General features: G+C 69.9%; 17 protein-coding genes. 14 read left to right on the forward strand and 3 right to left on the reverse strand.

Going from position 1 to position 20,991, the window contains the following annotated elements; genetic code table 11:
- The 4 genes from gspL (at nucleotide 1) to ABLE38_RS13730 (ending at nucleotide 4,473) form a co-directional block, all read left to right on the forward strand.
- Nucleotides 1-1,113, forward strand: coding sequence for a type II secretion system protein GspL (gene gspL / locus ABLE38_RS13715; protein ID WP_348974789.1), 1,113 nt, complete (start codon nucleotides 1-3; stop codon nucleotides 1,111-1,113).
- The gene (locus ABLE38_RS13720; RefSeq protein WP_348974790.1) at nucleotides 1,110-1,607 is read left to right on the forward strand and encodes a type II secretion system protein M; all 498 of its coding nucleotides are present in this window, start codon (nucleotides 1,110-1,112) and stop codon (nucleotides 1,605-1,607) included. Before gspL ends, ABLE38_RS13720 begins: the two co-directional genes overlap by 4 nt.
- The gene (gene gspE / locus ABLE38_RS13725; RefSeq protein WP_348974791.1) at nucleotides 1,604-3,088 is read left to right on the forward strand and encodes a type II secretion system ATPase GspE; all 1,485 of its coding nucleotides are present in this window, start codon (nucleotides 1,604-1,606) and stop codon (nucleotides 3,086-3,088) included. Before ABLE38_RS13720 ends, gspE begins: the two co-directional genes overlap by 4 nt.
- Before the next feature lie 158 nt (nucleotides 3,089-3,246).
- On the forward strand, nucleotides 3,247-4,473 hold the full coding sequence (locus ABLE38_RS13730) for a type II secretion system F family protein (protein ID WP_348974792.1): 1,227 nt from the start codon (nucleotides 3,247-3,249) through the stop codon (nucleotides 4,471-4,473).
- A gap of 139 nt (nucleotides 4,474-4,612) precedes the next feature.
- Here ABLE38_RS13730 and gspN read toward each other — a convergent pair whose 3' ends face one another.
- A complete protein-coding gene (gspN, locus tag ABLE38_RS13735) occupies nucleotides 4,613-5,230 on the reverse strand; it encodes a type II secretion system protein N (RefSeq protein WP_348974793.1) in 618 nt (205 codons plus the stop codon).
- 95 nt (nucleotides 5,231-5,325) lie between these two features.
- On the opposite strand from gspN, the gene ABLE38_RS13740 reads away from it, so the two are divergent.
- The 4 genes from ABLE38_RS13740 (at nucleotide 5,326) to ABLE38_RS13755 (ending at nucleotide 9,005) form a co-directional block, all read left to right on the forward strand.
- A complete protein-coding gene (locus ABLE38_RS13740; protein ID WP_348974794.1) occupies nucleotides 5,326-6,366 on the forward strand; it encodes an ABC transporter substrate-binding protein in 1,041 nt (346 codons plus the stop codon).
- A 77-nt stretch (nucleotides 6,367-6,443) separates the two neighbouring features.
- The gene (locus ABLE38_RS13745) at nucleotides 6,444-7,004 is read left to right on the forward strand and encodes a type II secretion system protein GspJ (RefSeq protein ID WP_348974795.1); all 561 of its coding nucleotides are present in this window, start codon (nucleotides 6,444-6,446) and stop codon (nucleotides 7,002-7,004) included.
- Nucleotides 7,001-7,876 (forward strand): Type II secretory pathway component PulK-like protein, encoded by an 876-nt coding sequence (locus tag ABLE38_RS13750; protein ID WP_348974796.1) that lies wholly within the window; start codon nucleotides 7,001-7,003, stop codon nucleotides 7,874-7,876. The genes ABLE38_RS13745 and ABLE38_RS13750 overlap by 4 nt, the downstream gene beginning before the upstream one ends.
- A gap of 64 nt (nucleotides 7,877-7,940) precedes the next feature.
- Nucleotides 7,941-9,005, forward strand: a complete 1,065-nt coding sequence (locus ABLE38_RS13755) for an acyltransferase (RefSeq protein ID WP_348974797.1) — start codon at nucleotides 7,941-7,943, stop codon at nucleotides 9,003-9,005.
- On the opposite strand, the gene ABLE38_RS13760 is transcribed toward ABLE38_RS13755, so the two are convergent.
- Nucleotides 9,002-10,327, reverse strand: a complete 1,326-nt coding sequence (locus tag ABLE38_RS13760) for an ATP-binding protein (RefSeq protein ID WP_348974798.1) — start codon at nucleotides 10,325-10,327, stop codon at nucleotides 9,002-9,004. The genes ABLE38_RS13755 and ABLE38_RS13760 overlap by 4 nt on opposite strands.
- Complete coding sequence (locus ABLE38_RS13765; RefSeq protein ID WP_348974799.1) at nucleotides 10,317-11,717, reverse strand: sigma-54 dependent transcriptional regulator; 1,401 nt, start codon at nucleotides 11,715-11,717, stop codon at nucleotides 10,317-10,319. The genes ABLE38_RS13760 and ABLE38_RS13765 overlap by 11 nt, the downstream gene beginning before the upstream one ends.
- A gap of 216 nt (nucleotides 11,718-11,933) precedes the next feature.
- Here ABLE38_RS13765 and ABLE38_RS13770 point away from each other — a divergent pair, with 216 nt between their 5' ends.
- The 6 genes from ABLE38_RS13770 to pelA all read left to right on the forward strand — a co-directional run bounded on the left by ABLE38_RS13770 (nucleotide 11,934) and on the right by pelA (nucleotide 20,973).
- A complete protein-coding gene (locus tag ABLE38_RS13770; RefSeq protein WP_348974800.1) occupies nucleotides 11,934-12,125 on the forward strand; it encodes a hypothetical protein in 192 nt (63 codons plus the stop codon).
- A gap of 63 nt (nucleotides 12,126-12,188) precedes the next feature.
- A complete protein-coding gene (locus ABLE38_RS13775) occupies nucleotides 12,189-13,490 on the forward strand; it encodes an efflux RND transporter periplasmic adaptor subunit (RefSeq protein ID WP_348974801.1) in 1,302 nt (433 codons plus the stop codon).
- Between the two features lie 20 nt (nucleotides 13,491-13,510).
- Nucleotides 13,511-14,191 (forward strand): ABC transporter ATP-binding protein, encoded by a 681-nt coding sequence (locus tag ABLE38_RS13780; protein ID WP_348974802.1) that lies wholly within the window; start codon nucleotides 13,511-13,513, stop codon nucleotides 14,189-14,191.
- Nucleotides 14,192-14,217: 26 nt separating this feature from the next.
- Nucleotides 14,218-16,716 carry an FtsX-like permease family protein gene (locus ABLE38_RS13785; RefSeq protein WP_348974803.1) on the forward strand — a complete coding sequence of 833 codons (2,499 nt, stop codon included), beginning with the start codon at nucleotides 14,218-14,220 and terminating at the stop codon, nucleotides 16,714-16,716.
- A 26-nt stretch (nucleotides 16,717-16,742) separates the two neighbouring features.
- Nucleotides 16,743-19,223, forward strand: coding sequence for an ABC transporter permease (locus ABLE38_RS13790; protein WP_348974804.1), 2,481 nt, complete (start codon nucleotides 16,743-16,745; stop codon nucleotides 19,221-19,223).
- Nucleotides 19,224-19,689: 466 nt separating this feature from the next.
- A complete protein-coding gene (pelA, locus tag ABLE38_RS13795; protein WP_348974805.1) occupies nucleotides 19,690-20,973 on the forward strand; it encodes a pectate lyase in 1,284 nt (427 codons plus the stop codon).
- Nucleotides 20,974-20,991: the final 18 nt, after the last annotated feature.

Below are 20,991 nucleotides of genomic sequence, written 5' to 3' on the forward strand. Positions count from 1 at the left end.
ATGAGCCCAAACGCCCCGGGTGCGCCCGACCCATATGAGCCCCCCGCCGCAGGCGTGTGGACGCTGGCGGGAGACCGCCTGATCATAACCGTGCGCGAGTGGCCCGCAACCATTCTCGTGCCCACCGGGCAGGTGCGCCTGCTCGCGGTCGACCTGCCGCTCCCCAGCCACGCCAGGCGGATGGCCGCCTTGCCCTTCGCGATCGAGGACCGAATCGCCGAGCCGGTCGATTCGGTACATATCGCGCTCGGCGAGGCGATCGCGCCGAACCGCTATCTGGTCGGCATCGTCCGCCACGACGTGATGGCCCGCTGGATCGCCCAGGCCGAGGAGGCCGGGATCGGCCATGCCGCAATGGTCCCGGACGTCCTCACCATGCCGCGCCCCGAGCAGGGCTGGGCCGTCTCCCAGGCGAATGGCCGCGCCGCGGTGCGCGATGCCGAGGGTACCGGCTTCGAGGTTCCCGCCGCCTTGCTCCGCCCCGCCTGGGAAGCCGCCGAGCGGCCCGCGGTCGCCAGCTATGGCGAGCGCCTGCCCGACGACATGCAGAAGGCCGCGGCGACGCTCGACCCGGCGAGCTTCGGCCCCGCCGCCGGTGCCGCGGTCGCCGCGCTCAACCTGCGCCAGGGCGCCTATGCCGTCCGCAAGGTCTCGGGCGGGCCGAGCCTGTGGCGCAAGTTCGCCTGGATCGCCGCGATCGGTGCCGCCGCGCACATCGTCATCGCGCTCGGCGACGTGGTCATGCTGCGCAGCATCGCCGATCGCCGCGAGGCCGAGACCCGCGCCGCCGCCGCGCTCGCCGCGCCCGGCGTGGCGCTCGGCGACGATCTCGCCAATTCGGTCACCGGCATGCTGCCCACCGGCGGCGGTCAGGTGCCGCAGGTCTTCGTGCCGCTGGTCACCCGCGTCTCGGGCGCGCTCGGCCCGCTCGGCGGCTCGCTCGCGGTGCGCACCATGACCTTCCAGGGCAGGCTGCTCACCCTCGATCTCGAAGCCTCGCTCGATGCGAGCCTGGCCCAGCAGATCGACGCCGCGCTCAAGGCAAACGGCATCGCCGGCCAGGCAGTGCGCTCGCCCGACGGCGCGATCCGTATTACGGCGAGTGCCGCATGAGACTGATTCTCGCCCGCATGCCGGCGCTCGACGCCGCGCTGATCCGCTTCGATGCGTGGTGGAGCACGCGCAGCCCGCGCGAGCGGCTGATGTTCGGCGTCCTCGCCGCGCTGCTCGCCGGGGTGATCCTCGTCTACGGCGTGGTCAAGCCGCTCCAGTCCGCCCGCGCTTCGGCGCTGCAGGACATCCGCACCTATGAGACGCTCACCGCGCGCATCCGCGCCGCGGGCACGCTCAGCGCCAGCCAGCCCCAGCGTCGCCAGGGCTCGCCCAACGACGTGATCCTCGGCTCGGCCCCGAGCTTCGGCTTCACGCCGGTGGTCGCGCCGATCTCGGGCGGTGCCCGCGCGACGATCGCCGATGCCAGCTATGATTCGCTGATGGCCTGGCTCGCCGATCTCTCCGCGACTTCGAGCCTGCGCGTCACCCGCGTCGAGATCCAGCGCCGCCCCGATGCTGGCCGCGTCAGCGCCGTAGTGGATTTCGGCGGATGAGCGAGATGCTGATCCTCACCGACGACGTGCCCGCGTCGCTGCCCTACAGCTTCGCCCGCAAGAACGGCGTGCTGCTGCGCGCCACCGATGCCGGGCTCGAATGCGTCCACCGCGCTAGCGCCGCGCTCGACGGCCTGCTCGAGGTCCAGCGTCTCGCGCCCGGCGCGCGCTTCGTCTCGGTGCCCGACGAGCAGTTCGACGCCGCGCTCAGCGCCGCCTATTCGGGCGCCGGCGCCGCTGCGGACATCGACCTCGGCGACATGGACCTGGCCGCCCTTGCCGACAGCGCCGCCAGCGTCGACGACCTGCTCGACACCCGCGACGACGCCCCCGTCATCCGCCTGATCAACGCTTTGCTGCTCGAGGCCGTGCGCGAAGGCGCATCGGACGTGCATATCGAGACGCAGGAAAAGCGCCTCGTCGTCCGCTTCCGCATCGACGGCGTGCTGCGTGACCGGGTCGAGCCGCCGCGCGCGCTCGCGCCGCTCCTCGTCAGCCGCATCAAGGTGATGGCGAAGCTCGACATTGCCGAGCGCCGCGTGCCGCAGGACGGCCGCGTCACGCTGCGCATCGGCGGGCACGACGTCGACGCCCGCGTCTCGACGATCCCCACCCAGCATGGCGAGCGCGTCGTGATGCGCCTGCTCGAAAAGGGCTCGCTCCGCCTCGACATGGAAGTGCTCGGCATGAGCGAGCGCGACCGCGGCGTGTTCTCGCGCCTGCTCGAGCGCCCGCACGGCATGCTGCTCGTCACCGGCCCCACCGGCTCGGGCAAGACCACCACGCTCTACGCCGCGCTCAACCGGCTCAACGATCGCAAGCGCAACATCATGACGGTGGAAGATCCCATCGAATATGAGCTGGCGGGCATCGGCCAGACCCAGGTCAATGCGCGCACCGACATGACCTTCGCCCGCGGGCTGCGCGCGATCCTGCGCCAGGATCCCGACGTGATCATGGTCGGCGAGATCCGCGACCAGGAGACTGCCCAGGTCGCGGTCCGCTCGTCGATGACCGGCCATTTCGTGCTCTCGACGCTCCACACCAACAGCGCGGTCGGCTCGGTCACCCGCATGATCGACATGGGCGTCGAGCGCTATCTGCTCGCCCCGATGGTCGTTGGCCTCTGCGCCCAGCGCCTGGTCCGCAAGCTCTGCCCGAGCTGCGCCCGGCAGGACGAGGCGACCGAGGCGGACTCGCTCCTCCTCGGCGGTGCGCTGCGGCCCGGCAAGAAGCTCTGGCGCGCGGTCGGCTGCGCGGAATGCCATGGCGAGGGCTATCGCGGGCGAGCCGGGCTGTACGAAGTCGTCGCGGTCGACGAGAAGTTCCAGAAGCTGATCCATGACGGCGCGTCCGAAGCCGATCTCGAAGCCTATGCGCGCCGGGACAACCCCAGCCTGCTCGACGACGGCGTGGCGAAGGTGAAGGCCGGCGTGACGACCGTGGAAGAAGTGGCGCGGGTGGTTCGCGATGAGGCCTGACCTCCAATTCCTCCCCCAGCTTGCTGGGGGAGGGGAACCGCGCCCGCAGGGCATGGTGGAGGGGCCGCCGTCGCAGACGGCGGTGTCCCACCGCCGCCCCTCCACCACCGCTTCGCGGCAGTCCCCCTCCCCGAGACAAGCTCGGGGAGGAATTTAGCATGCCGGCCTATGCCTACCGCGCCGCCGACAAGGCCGGCGCTGCAAAGAAGGGCATCATCGAAGCCTCCAGCCCCGCCGCGGCGCGCGCGCTGCTGCGCGAGCAGGCGCTGCTGCCGCTCTCGGTGGAAGTCGCTGCCGACAAGGGCGCGAGTTTCCTCAACATCCAGCTGCCGCGCTTCGGCCGCGGCGGCATCTCGTCCAAGGCGCTCGCCACCGTCACCCGCCAGATCGCCACGCTGGTCGGCTCGGACATCGCGATCGAGGAAGCGCTGCGCCTCGTCGCCACCCAGTCCGAGCAGGCGCCGACCAGCTCGCTGTTGCTCGACGTTCGCGCCGCGATCCTCGATGGGCGCAGCTTCGCCGCGGCATTGGCGCAGCATCCGCGCGCCTTCCCCGAATTCTACCGTGCCTCGGTGGCGGCGGGCGAGGCCTCGGGCCGGTTGCCCGACGTGCTCAACCACCTCGCCGAATTCGTCGAGAACCGCCAGGCGAACGGCCAGAAGCTCCAGCTCGCCTTGATGTATCCCGCGCTGCTCGCCTTGGTGTCGTTCGGCATGATGGCGCTGCTGCTCGTCTATATCGTGCCCGATATCGTCAAGGTGTTCGTCTCGCGCGGCGCCGATCTGCCGCTGCTGACGCGCCTGCTGATCGCGGTGAGCTGGTTCCTCCAGAATTTCGGGCTGTACCTGATCCTCGCGCTCGCGGTTATTGGCCTGGCTTTCGGCCGCTGGGCGCGCGTGCCCGCCAATCGCCTGCGCATCGATCGCTTCTTCTCGGAGAACCGCCCGTTCCGCCGCTTCAGCCGCCAGCTCAGCGCCGCGCGCTTCGCCGGCAGCCTGGCGACGCTGGTGGGCAGCGCCGTGCCGTTGGTCGACGCGCTTCACGCCGCCGCCGCGGTCACGCCCAATCGCTGGGTGCGCGAAAAGGCGCTCGGCGTCGCCGCCCGCGTCCGCGAGGGCATCAGCCTGCGCGCGGCGATGACCGAGGCTGGCGTCTTCCCCTCGATGCTCGTCGCGATCGTCGCCTCGGGCGAAAGCTCGGGCCGCCTCGCCCCCGCGCTCGACCGCGCCTCGAGCGAGCTGCAGCGCGAGCTCGACGCGATCGTCGGCACGCTCGTCGCGCTGGTCGAGCCGATGGTGCTGCTGGTGATGGGCGGGCTGGTGCTGATGATGGTCCTGGCGATCCTGCTGCCGATCATCAATCTGAACAACCTGGTGGGGCTTTGATCTAAAATTCCTCCCCGGAACGGGGAGGGGGACCATGCGCAGCATGGTGGAGGGGGTGCGCCCCAGGTGATTCCCTTTGTGGAGAGCCCCCTCCGTCAGCGCTGCGCGCTGCCACCTCCCCGTGCCGGGGCGGAACTAACTACATCTGCCCCTGGATCGTCGCCCCGCCCGGCAGTCCCACGAACGGCAGCACCGCCGCGCCGTCCGGCGTCATCGAGATGTCGAGCGAGCCGTCCTCGGTCAGCACCGCGGTCAGCAGCGTCTTCAGCCGCTGGGCCGAGGGCGCGACGCGGATCGTCGTCTTGTCGCCGACATGCTCGGCGGTGATGATCAGGGCAGGGACCGCCACCGGCCCGCCGCTCCTGGCGCGGCAGCTGCCCGGGTCGGTGGTCACCTTGCCCTCCGCCATCCGCGCGCCGCCGCCGGTGGCGATGCGCTGCATCTCGACCTGCAGCGCCAGGTTGCAGGTGAAGGGCAGGTTGGGCTGGAGCGCCTTGAGCAGGCTCGCATCGGCGGATCCGCTGACATGCTCGAGCACGCTGCGCCCGCCGATGTGGCGGATCATCTGCCCGCCCAGATCGGTGTTCGGCCCCGTCGCCTTCCAGTCGGCGGCAAAGGCCAGGCTGGTCAGCGAGCGCAGCGGCGCCATCTGCCAGTCGAAGCTCGCGCCTCCGGCCACGCCGACCTCGCCGTTCCATACCGTGCCCGCCACGCCGGTGCGCCAGGTGCCGTTGGGGAAGATCACGCTCGCTGGCATCGTTACGATCAGCGCGAGCAGATAGGCCCCTATGCCGAGCAGGACGAAGAGGATAATAGAGCGCCGTGACCCGCCCCCAACTCCCAGAGTCGGCAATGGATCGACGGACCCTGCTGAAGTCGCTGCAATCAGGCCTGGTCGCGTCAGCGGCATCGGTCGTGCTTCCCTCGTCGGTGTTCGCAGCGGAGAAGAAGGACAAGCGTCCGATTGCCCTGCTGCTGCCGCTCACGGGCCCGCGAGCGCGGCTGGGGCTTAGCATGCGGCAGGCCGCGTTGCTCGCGGAAAACAGCGCCTTCGTCCAGAGTTTCGACACCGGGGGCACCGCCGCCGGCGCCGCCACGGCCGCCGCGGCCGCTCTCAAGATCAAGCCGGCGATGATCCTCGGCCCGCTCGGCTATGAGGAGGTCCCCGCCGTCGCCAGCACCGTCGCCGGCCGCGTGCCCGTCATCGCCTTCAGCAATGACAGCGTGCTGCGCGCGCCCGGCACCTGGATCTTCGGGATCACCGCCGGGCAGGTGACCACCGCGATCCTGCGCTATGCCCGCACCCGCGGCGTCAAGACCCTGGCGATGATCGACGACGGCTCGCCGTGGAGCGCCGCCGCCGCGCTCGCCGCCGGCAAGGCGGAGGCCGAGCTCGGCATCGCGGTGCGCGTCATCCCGTTCGAGAACGACCAGCGCATCGCCGGCATCCAGAACCTGCCCGACGCCGTGCTGCTCCCCGGATCGGGCGAGAAGGTCCTCGCCGCCGCCGGCGCGCTCAAGGACAGCGGCGCCCAGCTGCTCGGCACCTTCCAGGCGCTCGACAACCGCCCCGCCGCGCTCGAGGCGCTTGCCGGCGCGTGGCTGGCGAGCCCGGACCCGAACGCCTTCGGCACCTTCGCCAGCGCCTTCCAGGCCCGCAACGGCGGCGAGCCCGGCACGATCGCCGCGCTCGCCTATGACGCCGCCGGCATTGCCAACACGCTGCGCGCCGACAACCGCCTGGGGGTCGAGGGGCTGATGGACGCCAAGGGCTTCCACGGCGTCACCGGCCCGGTCCGCTTCCGCACCGACGGCTCGGTCGCTCGCGACTTCGCGATCGTGGTGGCGGGCCCGACCGGCTATACGCCGGTGGCGGCGAGCTCGGGCTCGTGACTCTTCTGATCCTCCCCAGAATGGGGAGGGGAACCGCGAAGCGGTGGAGGGGGCTTTCCGCAAGCACTCCGCGCGAGGTGAGCCCCTTCCACCAGCCCCGCGCCGGGGAGGAGCAGGGCTTCACCCTGATCGAGCTGATCATCTCGATGGGTCTGTTCGCGCTGATCGCGGTCGCCGGCCTCGCGCTGGTCGATGGCATCATCAAGGTCCAGGGCCGCACCGAGAAGCGGATGGATCGGCTTGCAGACCTCCAGCGCGCGCTGTTCGTCGTGTCGAGCGACATCGACCAGATCTCGCGCGGCCCGGTCTCGGGCGGCGGCGAGCATCTCAACTTCACCCGCGCCGCGCCCGGCTTCGGCGGCCCGGCGATCGACCTCCAATATTCGGTCGCCAACGGCAATCTCGTCCGCGGCTCGGGCCCGCTGGTGCAAACCGTGCTCGGCGGCGTCAGCGACGTCCGCTGGCGCTTCTTCGACGGCGCCGCCTGGGCCGATCGCTGGCCGGTCAAGGACGAGGACAAGGACAAATGGCCCCGCGCCATCGCGGTCGACTTCCAGGCGATCGGCCCAGGCGGCACCCCCGGCGCGCTGCGCCGCGTCGTTACGCTGCCCGACCAGGCGGAGTATCCCAAGCAATGAGCCGGGCCCGCGAGGACGAGGCGGGGATGATCCTCGTCAACGTGCTGATGTTCGTCGCGATCGCCGCCGGGCTTGTGCTATTGCTAATCAATCGCGAGGAATTGGCGCTCGATCGCGCCCTGCGCACCCGCGAGGCGGCGCGGGCATTGTCGGTCGTCCGTGGCGGCGAATTGTCGGCGGTGGTGGCGCTCCGTCGCGACATGGTCACCGCCCCCAACGAGGACGACCGCACCGAGCCCTGGGCCAAGCTGTCGGAGAACGGCGCCAGGATCGAGGGCGGCAGCTTCGACCTCGCGATCGCCGATGCCGAGGGCCGCTTCAACCTCAACGCGCTGCGCGCAGGCGACGCCGGCGCGATCGTGCTGTTCCAGACGATCGCCCAATATGTCGGCCTGTCGACCGACGACGCGGTCAAGGCGATCGCCTATATCCGCCTCTACGGGCCGCTCACCGATGTCCGCCCGATCCGCCTCGCCGGCTTCGATCCGCAGGCGACGGCACGGATGGAGCGGCTGGTCACTGCGCTCCCCGGCACCAGCTCGATCAACCTTAACGCCGCCGATCCCGAGATGCTGCAGGTGCTGTTCCGCGATCCGCTCGCCGCCCAGCGCCTGGCCGAGATCCGCACGCGCAACGGCAAGCTCACGCTCAAGGACCTGACCGACCTCAACCTGTCGATGCCCTGGGGCACCAGCTTCCGCTCGGGCACCTTCTGGGTGCATACCCGCGCGACGATCGGCGGCACCAGCCAGCAGGCCGCGGTGCTGATCCAGCGCGTCCTCCGCCCCGACGGCAAGATCGCGGTCGGCGTGGTCGAGCGCTGGCGCGGCGCAAGCATCCCGCCCGAGGCTCCGCCGTTCCCCGCCCGGTGACTCGATCCTTCGCGTCCGCGCGGGCTTAAGCAAATCCAAATATCCCCGCGCTAGAGCTGCCGGAATGAGCGGCCGGGGCACGGACATAGCAGCGGGGCGGAGCGGCGGCGGAAGCCACTTCCTCGCGCTCGATGGCCTGCGCGGAGTCGCGGCGCTGTTCGTCGTCGCGCACCATGTCGAGGATTCGGGTTTCGATTTCGGGCTGTTCTCGCGCGGGTACCTGGCCGTCGACTTCTTCTTCATGCTCAGTGGTTTCGTCCTGTCGCACGCCTATGACCGCCGCTTCGCCGCCGGGCTGGACTGGACGGCGTTCATGAAGCTGCGGCTGCTCCGGCTGTGGCCGGTGATGGCGATCGGCGTGGCGCTGGGCGTCGCGGTGGCATGGGGCGGGGCGGTCGCCCCCGATCTGCTCGCCATCCGCGCCGCGGCGGCGTTGCTGTTCATCCCGTTGCCGCTCGCGACGATCCACCTGTTCCCGCTCAACGGCGTGCAATGGTCGCTCTTCTTCGAGCTGTTCGCCAACGCGCTGCATGGCGGTCCGCTGAAGCGCGTGCCGGTCGCGGCGCTGGCCCGGCTGCTCGCCGCCTCGGTGCTCCTGCTCTTCGTAGTCGCCTTCCTGCACGGCGATCTCAAGCTCGGCCATGTCGTGGGCGGCTGGCTCGGCGGGTTCGCGCGCGTGCTGGTCGGCTATATTAGCGGCATGCTGCTCTATCGGCTGTGGTGCCGGGTCGGTGCCCAGGCGCCGCGCCTCGATGCCCGCTGGGTATGCGTGGCACTGGTCGCCGCGCTGGTTGCGCCGGCCCTGTCCCCGGCAGGCTGGTGGTGGATCGATCCGCTCGTCGTCGTCACGCTCTTCCCGGCGGTGTTGTGGTTCGGCGCGACGGCGGCGGTCTCCGCCCGCTGGCGCGGCCTTGCGGCGGCGAGCGGCGCGATCTCCTATCCGCTCTACGCATTCCACCTGCCGCTGCTCGAGCTGGGCGAGCGGCTCGGCGACGGCGTCGGCGGGGCGGCGGCAGGCGGGTTCCGCCTGGCGGCGGCGCTGCTCGCGATCGCTCTGGCCTGGTGGTGGTCGCGGGCCGACTGGCGCTTCCTGCGTCCGTCGCCCGGCCGCTCGCTGGCCTGGCCCTAGAGCAGGATCCGGAACACCGCGCCGCCACCGGCGGCATCGTCGATCGCGATGCTCCCGCCATGCGCCACTACGATCTGCCGCGCCAGGTTGAGCCCCACGCCGGTTCCCGTCGCGCGCGTCGTGAAGAAGGGCAGGAACACGTCCGCCCTCAGCCCCTCGGGCACGCCCGGGCCATTGTCCTCCACTTCGATCGCCAGCGCGTCGCGATCCGCGAAGATGCGCAGCGCCAGCGCCGGCGCACGCTCCCGGCCCGCCATCGCCTGCCCGGCATTCTGGAGCAGGTTGATCAGCACCTGGGCGAGCAGGTCGGGGTCCGCATCGATCTCCAGCCGCGCCGGCCGCACCTCGATCGCCAGCGGCAGCCCGGGCGCGCGCGCCGCGAAGATCCGGCCGAGCTGCTCCGCCCAGGGGCCCGCCGCGAACACTTGGCGCTTGATCTCGGGCGTGTGCGCCACCGCGCGATAGGCCTCGATGAAATGCCCCAGCCCGTGCGCGCGCCGGGCGAGCGTGGTCACCGCCGCGCGCGCGTCGCCGATCCGCGGATTGGCCGCCAGGTCGGGATCGTCGAGCAGGTCCGCCGCCGTCGCCGCCAGCGAGGTCACTGGCGTCAGTGAATTGAGGATTTCGTGCGTCAGCACGCGCACCAGGTCGGTCTGCGCCGCCATCTCGACCGCATCGAGCGTCCCCTGGATCGGCTGCACCGTCACGGCGCGGATGCTGCGCCCGAGCCGCTCGAGCGTGCCCGAGCGGACCAGCACGCGCTGCGTCCGTCCCTCGATCGTCAGCAGCAGGATCTCCTCCGCCGCGTCGCCCCCCGCCAGCCGCTTGGCCAGCGTCGCGCCATAGGCGGCATAATCCTCGGGCCGGGTGCCGGGCGCGTCGCGGAACAGCCGCCGCGCCGCCTTGTTGGCCGGCGCGACGTGGCTCGTCCTGTCCACCGTCAGCAGCGCTACCGGCATGTCGTCGACCAGCGCCTCGAGGAAGCGCATCTCCGCCGCGCTCGCCGACTGGCGCACGCGCAGCCGGTCCATCGCCTCGTCCAGCGCGCCGCCCAGCTCCTCGAACCCGCCGCCGCGCGTGCCGCCGAAGCGCGCCGCGGTATCGTCGAAGCGCAGCGCCTCGATGAAGCGCGCCACCGCGAAATTGGTGCGCGAGACGTGCCACCACAGCCCCCAGATCGCCCCGGCGACCAGCAGCATCGCCACCAGCCGCGCCGCGGCGAGGCCAGGCGTCAGCCAGGCCAGTGCGCTCGCCGCCAGCGCGCCCGAAAGCGCGGCGATCCACGCGATCAGGCCCAGCGTGAAGCGCCGGTCAAAGCCCATGCTTCTCCATTCGGCGATAGAGGGCCGCGCGCGACAGCCCGAGTTCGGCGGCGGCGAGCGAGATATTGTAGCCGTGCTTCTTCAGCGCTTCCTCGACCAGCCTGCGCTCGACCCGCTCGAGGTTGAGGTCGTCGCTGGCCGGGGCAGGGGCGGCGGGGGCGACTGCGGCGGCCGGCACGATCCGCGGCATCGCGCGCACCAGCGCGAAATCCTCGGGCTCCAGCGCGACCTCGCGCGCCAGGATCACCGCGCGCTCCAGCGCATGGCGCAGCGCGCGGACATTGCCGGGCCAGTCATGCTCGAGCAGCGCCATCCGCGCCGCCGGGCTCAGCACCGGCACCGGCCGGCCATAGCGCTTGGCATAATGCTGGAGATAATGCTCGATCAGCTGCGGCACGTCCTCGCGGCGCTCCCGGAGCGGGGGAAGGTCGATCTCCACCGTGTTGAGCCGGAACAGCAAGTCCTGCCGGAAATGCCCCTCGTCGCGCAGCTTCTCGGGCGGCAGGTTGGTCGCGGCGATAACTCGGATATTGACCGGCACCGGCTTGTTGGCGCCCACCGGTGTCACCTGGCGCTGCTCGAGCACGGTGAGCAGCTTCGGTTGCAGGCGCAGCGGCAGGTTGCCGATCTCGTCGAGGAACAGCGTGCCGCCGTCCGCCGCCTGGATCCGCCCGACTCGGTCGGTCCGCGCATCGGTGAAGGCGCCCTTCACATGGCCGAACAGCTCCGAATCGATCAGGTCCTCGCTGATCGCGCCCAGGTCGACGGTCAGCATCACCTGGTCGGCGCGCAGCGACTGGCGGTGCAGCTCGCGCGCCACCAGCTCCTTGCCGGTGCCGTTCTCGCCGAGCACCAGCACATTGGCGTCGGTCGGGCCGGCGCGGCCGATCAGCGAATGGACGCGCGCCATCTCGGGCGAGGCGCCGAGCAGCGGCGAGGCGCCCGCCTGCTGCGCAGGGGCCGGGGCGGCGCCTTTGCCCCCCGCGGCCGTGCGCGAGCGGCGCAGCGAGGCGGCGGTGCGCACCGTCGCCAGCAATTTCTCGTTCGACCAGGGCTTGGAGACGAAGTCGGTCGCGCCGCGCTTCATCGCCGACACCGCGACCTGCACGCCGCCATGCGCGGTGATCATCACCACCACCATCTCGGAATCGAGCGCGAGCAGCTTGTCGAGCCAGGCCAGCCCTTCGGCCGCATCGGTGGCGCCGCGCGCGAAATTGGCGTCGAGCAGCACCGCATCGGGCGTGCGCGCCTGGATCAGCGGCAGCGCCTCGTCCGGGCTGCGCACCGCCTCCACATCCTTGAACAGGCGCCGCAGCAGCAGCCGCGACGCCATCAGGATATCGTCGTCATCATCGATCACGACGCAGAAATCGAATTCCGGCTCGCTCATCCCGCCACTCCCGTACAGCCACTGTGCGGAACCGGACAATCAATTTGCGTGCCAAGCGCCGCGATTGTCCGGAAAGTCTGCGTATCTAGGCAACTTCCCATCACCCCGGCTCACAGCCGGGGTGATGAAGCGGCACTTGGCACGCCTCGTGCTGGGATATCCGCATAGCGGAGACAGGGCATGCAACGGCCAGGATCGGGGAAAAGCAGGGCGAGGATGCTCGCGGCGCTCGCCGCAGCGGCCATTTTCCTCGCATTTGCGCCGCAGGGCCGTGTCGGGCTCGACCTGCGGATGAACGCCGCCGGCGGCCATGCCGCCCTCGATCTCGGCCTGGTATCGTTTCGGCTGGCGTTCGATTTCGGACGCGCCTGTCCGGAATCGAACAGTTGCACGGGCATCCTGCGATGAGCGCCCACAGGGAAATGCAGCTGGCACGGCTATTGCTGGGTCAGGGGGCAAAGGAAACAGGGCATGACGATCTTGCGGATGCAGAGGAACGAGGGCGCGGTGTCCGGCGCCGGCATGGATAAGCTGGTCGAGACGCGCAGGCTGCCGGCCCGGGCGAAGATCGCGCTCGGTGTTGCCGTCGCGCTGCTCGCCGCGCTCGCCTTCTGGTGGTTCGCCCCCACCGGCGCCAGCCAGACGATCGGCGCGGACCGCGTGACGATCTCGCCGGTCACCCGCGGCACCTTCGACGATTTCATCCCGCTGCGCGCCCGCGTCACGCCCTTGCTCACCGTCTATATCGACGCGGTCGAGGGTGGCCGGGTCGAGAAGATGCTGGTCGAGGACGGCGCCACCGTCGCCGCCGGCCAGCCGATCGCGCTGCTCTCCAACGCCGAGCTCCAGCTCTCCACGCTCGCCCGCCAGACCGAGGTCGAGCAGCAGATCAACAACATGCGCAGCCAGGAGCTGGCCCTCGTCCAGACCAAGCTCGCCAACGAGCGCGCGGTGCTCGCGGCGGAAACCACCTATGACAAGGCCCGCCGCCAATATGAGCGCGAGAAGCCGCTGGCGGACAAGGGCTTCGTCTCGGGCAAGCAGTTCGCCGACACCCAGGCCGATTACACGCTGAGCCAGCGCAACCTCGCCGCGCTCCGGGCGAGCCAGAGCACCGATGCGAAGCTCCAGGGCAGCCAGCTTTCGCAGCAGGCGGCGGCGGCCAAGTCGATGCAGTCGGGCCTCGCCATCGCGCGCGCCAATCTCGATGCGCTCCAGCTGCGCGCGCCGGTCGCCGGCCAGCTCTCGGGCTTCTCGGTCCAGGTTGGCCAGTCGCTCAGCCGCGGCGAGCGGGTGGGGCAGATCGACAGCCCGGGCCGCAACAAGCTGATCGCCGGGGTCGACGAGTTCTACCTCGGCCGCGTCCAGGTCGGCCAGCAGGCGGCGCTCGACTGGAACGGCAAGCGCTACGGCGCCAAGGTCACCAAGATCTATCCGCAGGTGCAGAACGGCCAGTTCCAGGTCGATCTCCAGTTCCAGGGCACCGAGCCGCCGCAGCTCCAGCGCGGCCAGACGATGCAGGCGCGCCTGACGCTCGGCGATCCGGCCCCGGCGCTGCTCCTGCCGAACGGCGCCTTCTACAACGATACCGGCGGCAGCTGGGTGTTCGTCGTCGCCCCCGGCGATGGCTCGGCCCAGCGCCGCAACGTTCGCCTCGGCCGCCGCAACAGCGATTTCGTCGAGGTGCTCGAAGGGCTCGATCCCGGCGAGCGGGTGATCACCTCGCCCTATACCGGCTTCACCGACAAGACGCGCCTCGACCTGACCAAGTGACGAACAAGAAAGGGAATTCCATGCTGCAGATGCGCGAACTCTCCAAGGTCTACCGCACCGACACGGTGCAGACGACGGCGCTCGACGCGATCGACCTCGAAATCGCCGATGGCGAGTTCGTCGCGATCATGGGCCCCTCGGGCTGCGGCAAGTCGACCCTGCTAAACATGATCGGCATGCTCGATAGCCCGTCCTCGGGGTCGTACCTGTTCAACGGCCAGGAAGTCGCCGGCCTTACCGAGAGCAGGCTCGCCGATGTCCGCAAGGAGAATATCGGCTTCATCTTCCAGAGCTTCAACCTGGTCGACGAGCTGTCGGTCCGCGACAATGTCGAGCTCGCGCTGCTCTACCACAATGTCCCTGCCGCCGAGCGCAAGCGCCGCGTCGACGAGGTCATGGACCGCACCGGCATCGCCCACCGTGCTCGCCACCGTCCCAGCCAGCTCTCGGGCGGCCAGCAGCAGCGCGTCGCCGTCGCCCGCGCGCTCGTCGCCAGCCCCAAGCTGATCCTCGCCGACGAGCCCACCGGCAATCTCGACACCCAGCATGGCGAGGAAGTGATGCACATGCTCCAGACCCTCAATGCCGAGGGCTCGACGATCGTCATGGTCACCCACTCGCCCGCGCATGCCGATTATGCCGGCCGCATCGTCTCGATGCTCGACGGCCGCGTCCTCCACGAACGCCGCCGCGCGGCCTGAGCGAAGCGGGAAGGGGGAGAGCGGCCATGTGGCGCAACTATCTGCTGATCGCGCTCAGGCTACTGGCGCGCAACCGCGTCTATGCCGCGATCAACATCGGCGGGCTGGCGCTCGGCCTGGCCGGCTGCCTGCTGATCCTCAACTATATCGGCTATGAGCGCAGCTACGACCGCTGGCTCCCCGGCGGCGAGGGCGTCTACCAGCTCCAGTCGACCTGGCACGCCACCGGCCAGCCGATCGCCCGCTCGCAGAACAGCCCCTATCCGGTCCACGACACGTTTGCCGCGGGCTTCCCGCAGATCGAGGCACTCAGCGTGATGAGCAGCGGCCAAACCGTCACCACCCGCGGCGGCCAGGCGATCTTCCTCGATTCGACCACCGTCGATCCCAGCTTCTTCCAGGTCTTCCGGCTGCCCTTCGTCGCCGGCTCGGCCGAGACCGCGCTGCCCAACATGAACTCGATCGTGCTGACCGAGACCGAGGCGCGCCGCGAATTCGGCCGCACCGACGTCGCCGGTCGGCTGATGACGCTCGGCGCCGGCACGGGGAAGGTCGACTTCCGCGTCACCGGCGTGCTCAAGGACCTGCCGAAGAATTCGAGCATCAGGCTCGGCGTGATCTTCCGCTACAATCCCGCCAACGATGCCGGCCTGCCGCCCGCCTTTCGCGGCTGGGGCGCGATGAACCAGGCGCATTATGTCCGGCTGCGCGCCGGTGCCGACGTCGCCGCGATCAACGCCGCGCTGCCCGCCTGGGAAAAGCGCGCGATCCCGCCCACCTTGGTCGACGGCCGGCTGCGCTCCAAGGCCGACATTCTCGACCTGAAGCTGGTGCCGATCGCCGATGTCCATCTCGGCACCGCGCAGGAGAGCGCGCTCGTCCCCGGCGGCGATCCGCGCACGCTCGCCACCTTCGCGATTGTAGCGCTTCTCGTCCTCGGCATGGCGGCGATGAACTTCGTCAACCTCTCCACCGCTCGCGCCACCCAGCGCGCCCGCGAGGTAGCCTTGCGCAAGGTGCTCGGCGCCACCCGCGGCCAGCTGATCGGCCAGTTCCTCGGCGAATCCCTCCTGATGGCCGGCGCCGCGATGCTGCTCGCGCTCGCGCTGGTCGAGCTCGCCACGCCCTGGCTCGCCGCCTGGATCGATGCCGATCTCACGGTCCGCTATCTTGGCGCCGGCGGCATGCTGCTCCCGGCGATCGGCCTGTTCCTCGCCACCGGCCTGCTCGGCGGCCTCTATCCCGCTTTCTATCTCAGCCGCTTCCAGCCCGCCGAAGTGCTGCGCGCCAACAAGTCCGCCGCCGAGACCGCCGGCAGCGGCCGCCTGCGCTCGGCGCTGGTCGTTCTCCAGTTCGCCATCGCGATCGGGCTGATCGCCTCCACCGCGGTGATCTGGAGCCAGACCCGCTACGTCCAGACCGTCGATCCCGGCTATCGCCGCGACGGGCTGATCCAGATCGACAATGCCTGGCGCTTCGCCGGCGACAACGGCGAGTACGAGGCCGCCCGCCGCGAGCTGCTCGCCGTCCCCGGCGTCGTCGCCGCCGGCCGCACGTCGCTCGGCGTCGCCACCCAGAACCGCAACATCCTCGCCGTCCGCGCGCCCGGCGCGCCGGAATCGCTCTCGATGGGCGTCTACGGCGTCGATGCCGAGCTGTTCCGCACGCTCGACATGCGCCTGCTCGCCGGCCGCTTCCTCGGCGACCAGCGCGCTAATGACGCCATGCCGCGCGCGAAGGACGGCATCCCCGCCGAGGCCGCTCAGGCCGCGCTCGTCCAGCGCGGCGTCAACATCGTCGTGAACCGCAACGCCGCGGCGATGCTCGGCTTCGCCTCTCCCCAGGCGGCGATCGGCAAGACGGTCAAGGTCGGGGTCGACGGCGCCGCGATGGTCTCCTCGACCATTGTCGGCGTCGTCGAGGACACGCGCTTCCGCACCGCGCGCGATCCGGTCGAGCCGCTGGTCTACACCAACGACAGCGACAAGACCGCCACCGTCCTCGTCCGCTATGCCGCCGCCCGCCCGGGCGAGGTGCTGGCCGGGCTCGGCAAGGTCTGGCGGAAGTTCGAGCCCGAGATCCCGTTCGAGGCGCGCTTCGCCGAGGACATCGTCGCCCAGGTCTATGCCGCCGATCGCGCGCGCGGCACGCTGTTCGCCGGCTTTGCCGGGCTGGCGGTGCTGATCGCCTGCCTCGGCCTCTATAGCTTGGCCGCCTTCGCCACCGAGCGACGCACCAAGGAGATCGGCATCCGCAAGGTGCTCGGCGCCAAGGTGCGCGACATCGTGCGGCTGCTCGCCTGGCAATTCTCCAAGCCGGTGGTGCTCGCCAACCTCGTCGCCTGGCCGGTGGCGTGGTGGGCGATGCGCGACTGGCTGAACGGGTTCGACACGCGCATCGCGCTCACGCCGACGCCCTTCGCGCTGGCCGGGGCGCTCGCGCTCGGCATCGCGCTCGCCACCGTCTCGGGCCACGCCTTCCGCGCCGCCCGCGCCAATCCCATTCACGCCCTTCGCTACGAGTAGGAACCCGATCCATGTGGCGCAATTACGTGACCGTAGGCCTCCGGGCCCTGGCAAAGAACAAGGTCTATGCCTTCATCAACATCTTCGGGCTGTCGCTCGGCATCGCCGCCTGCCTGCTGATCCTCACCTATGTCCGCTACGAGTTCAGCTACAATGCCTGGCTGCCCGGCGCGGAGAACACCTACCAGTTCCAGACCTGGTTCCACGCGACCAAGGGCGGCCGCCCCGCCGGGCAGTCGCAGACTACTGCCTACACTGCCAAGGCCGCGCTGCTGAAGGATTTCCCGCAGATCGAGCATGCGGTCTACACCACCGGCCAGGGCGCGATCTATGTCCAGGACGGACAGCCGACCACCACCCGCGTCGGCCTGCTCACCGATGGGCCCCTGTTCGACGTGATCCAGGTGCCCTTCGTCTATGGCGACGGCAAGCACGCGCTCGATGATCCGCACGCGCTGGTGATGAGCGAGAGCGAGGCCAGGCAGCGCTATGGCAACGTCAATCCGATCGGCAAGACGCTCACCGTGATCAGCGGCGACATGACCGCCGACTACCGCGTCACCGGCGTGTTCAAGGATCTGCCCAAGAACAGCGTGATCCGCATGACGATCGTCGTGCGCATCGATCCGCAGGACTATTTCCGCCGCCTGCCGCTCACCGTCACCTCCTGGCGCTGGCAGAACGGCCAGATCTGGGTGAAGCTCAAGCCCGGCACAGATCCCACCGCGATCAACGCGCAGCTGCCCGCCTGGGAAAAGCGCAACATCCCCGACGATCTCGGCCCCGGGCCGCGCGTCAATCCGGCGGACGAGGAGGATTTCGGCCTCGTCAACATCCGCGACATCCATATCGGCAGCTCGAAGGGGCCGGCGGTCACCACCGAGCCGGGCACGGTGCTCACCTTCGCGGTGGTGGCGCTGCTGATCCTCGCCATGGCCTGCATGAACTTCACCAACCTCGCCACCGCCCGGGCCTCGCAGCGCGCCCGCGAAGTGGCGCTGCGCAAGGTGCTCGGCGCGACGCGGCGCCAACTGGTCACCCAGTTCATCGGCGAATCGATGCTGGTCTCGGCGATCGCCACGCTGATCGCGCTTGCGATCACCGAGCTGGCGCTGCCGCTGCTCAACGCCTTTCTCGATACCGGCATCACCTTCAGCTATTTCGGCGTGCACGGCGTACTGCTCCCCGTGCTCGGGCTGACGCTGCTCGTCGGCCTCGCCGGTGGCCTCTATCCGGCGCTCTATCTCTCGCGCTTCCAGCCGGCCAAGATCCTCAAGGCCAACAAGTCCGCGGCGAACGCCGAGGGGAGCGGGCGGCTGCGCAGCCTGCTGGTGATCACCCAGTTCGCGGTGTCGATCGGGCTGATCATCTGCACCGCGGTGGTCTACGGCCAGACGCTCTACGCCCGCAGCGTCGACGCGGGCTACAAGCGCGACGGCCTGCTCCAGGTCAGCGGCACCGGCCGGCCCCAGGTCCAGGCGGTGATGGGCTCGCTGCTCGAGGAACTGCGCCGCACCCCCGGCGTGGTCGATGCCGCGCAGGTGGTGCTCGGCCTCCAGACCGGCAACAATTCCAGCACCAGTGTCCAGCGCCCCGGCGGCGAGCAGGTCGAGCTCGGCATCTACGGGATCGACGCGCATGCGATCCCGACGATGGGCATGCGCCAGGTCGCCGGCCGCAACTTCTCCGATGCGATCGCGATGGACGATGCGACCACGCCGACGCCCACCGATGTCGCGTTCGAGAACAAGCTGGTCGCGCGCGGGATCAACGTGATCCTCACCGAGGAGGCGACACGCCGGCTCGGCTTCAGCGATCCCGCCGCGGCGGTCGGGCAGCAGGTCCAGGCCGACATGATGAGCCCCGGCGTCGCGCTGATGCCGGCAACCGTGGTCGGCGTGGTCGGCGACGTCCGCTACCGCACCGCGCGCGATCCGATCCAGCCGATCATCTATTTCTACCAGAACAAGGGCTATTCGCAGATGATGGTGCGGATCAACGGCGACCCGAAGCAGGTCAACGCCCGCATCGAGCAGGTCTGGAAGCGGCTCGTCCCCGATATCCCCTACAAGGCCGATTACGTCACCGATCTCGTCCACGACGTCTACAATGCCGACGAGACGCGGGCGCAGCTGTTCGGCGTGTTCGCGGTGCTCGCGGTGGTGATCGGCTGCCTCGGCCTGTTCGGCCTCGCCGCCTTCACCGCCGAGCAGCGCACCAAGGAGATCGGCATCCGCAAGGTGCTCGGCGCGCGCACCGCCGATATCGTGCGGCTGCTGGTCTGGCAGTTCAGCCGGCCGGTGCTGATCGCCAATCTGATCGCCTGGCCGGTCGCCTGGTGGGCGATGCGCGGCTGGCTCAACCAGTTCGACACGCGGATCACCCTCGGCCCGGTCCCCTTCGTCGCCGCGGGCGCGGCGGCGCTGGTGATCGCCGTGCTAACCATCGGGGCACACGCATTCCGCGTCGCCCGTACCAATCCGGTTCACGCTCTGCGCTACGAGTAGGCGCGTCAGTGCAGGGCTGCGGAGCGGGCGAGGGGGCAACTCCTCGCCCGTTTTGCATTCCACCCAATTCCTCCCCGAGCTAGCTCGGGGAGGGTGACCGCCGCCGAAGCGGTGGTGGAGGGGCCGGCGCGCGCCACCCGGGGACGGCTTTGGGCTGACCAACCCTCTAGCTTTCGCTCCCGGCGAATTCCGGCGCCCAGGGTTTCTCTGCCGCGTCGCTCCCTTTCCCGTCGTCCCGGCGAAAGCCGGGATCTCGTGCGGCTCCGGTCCCGCGCCTTCGCCTGAGATCCCGGCTTTCGCCGGGATGACGGAAGGGCCGGACGAAGCGCCGGCGACCCTCCGTGCCTCTGCGCGAACAATCCTTCTCTTCGCGCCTTCGCATGCGCCATTTTCATCCCCTAGCGAGGGGTATGGACGGAAATCCATCACCCGCTATTCTCTGCGCAAACCAAAATCGGAGGGGACAATGATTCGTATCGCCAAGATCGCGCTTCTCGCAGCTGCAGCGATGACACCGGTGGCATATGCTGCGGTCGAAGTCATCGGCCACATGACCCCCGCCGAGCCGATCACCAAGGCGCGGATTGCCGCGCTCCCCATCGTCCAGCAGCGCGCCTGGAACGTCTATCTCGATCGCTCGACCGCGCTGATGGCCGCCGACAAGGCGGCGCTCGCCGCCGAGCGTCAGGGCCTTACCGAGGTCCCCGCGCCGCCGGCTCCCGGCAAGTCGGGCGGCAGCGGCATGGACGCCAAGCAGCCCGCCGCCTTCTATGCCAGCGCCACCGCGCGCCGCGTCGCCGACAATATCGTCAGCTTCCAGACGCCCGCGGGCGGCTGGGGCAAGAATGTCGATCGCGACGGCCCGGCCCGGGTGAAGGGCCAGCTCTATGTCGCGGTCGAGCATCTCCCCGCCAATGCCCGCACCGGCGATGACGAGGACTGGAGCTATGTCGGCACGATCGACAACAACGCCACCACCTCGGAGCTGCGCTTCCTCGCCCGCGTCCAGGCGGCGGTTCCGGGCGCCGAGGGCGACAAGTATCGCGAGAGCTTCCTCAAGGGCATTCGCTATCTCCTGAACGCGCAGTTCCCCAATGGCGGCTGGCCGCAAATCTATCCGCTCCAGGGCGGCTATCACGATGCGCTCACCTTCAACGACGATGCGCTCTCCTCGGTGGTGACCGTGCTCGCCGATGTCGCGCGCCGCCAGGGCGACTATGCCTTTGTGTCCGAAGCGCTCGCCGGCGAGGCGCGGGCGGCGTGCAACCGCGCGATCCAGGTGATCCTCAAGACCCAGGTGGTGGTCGACGGCAAGCGCACCGTCTGGGGCCAGCAGCACGATGCGCTCACCCTCGCGCCCGCTGGCGCGCGCAATTTCGAGCCGATCGCTCTGTCCTCCGACGAGAGCGCCGACCTGCTGATCTTCCTGATGAAGCAGGCGGGCCGCTCGCCCTCGGTCGTCGCCGCGGTGAATGACGGTGCCGCCTGGCTCAAGGCGCATGCGGTGTACGGTGTGGTCTTCGAAAAGGGCAGTGACGGCCGCAAGCTGGTCGACAAGCCTGGCGCGGGGCCGCTCTGGTCGCGCTATTACGACATCCAGACCGGCAAGCCGATCTTCGGCGACCGCGACCGCTCGATCCACACCGAGGTCAACGAGCTCAGCCAGGAGCGCCGCAACGGCTATAGCTGGTACAATACCGGTCCCGCCAAGGCGCTGGCGGCCTACGACAAATGGGCGGAGATGAAGTAAGCGGCTTCATCCCTCCCA

The sequence above is a fragment of the Sphingomonas sp. KR3-1 genome, assembly GCF_040049295.1.
In the GTDB taxonomy this organism is placed as follows: Bacteria; Pseudomonadota; Alphaproteobacteria; order Sphingomonadales; family Sphingomonadaceae; genus Sphingomonas.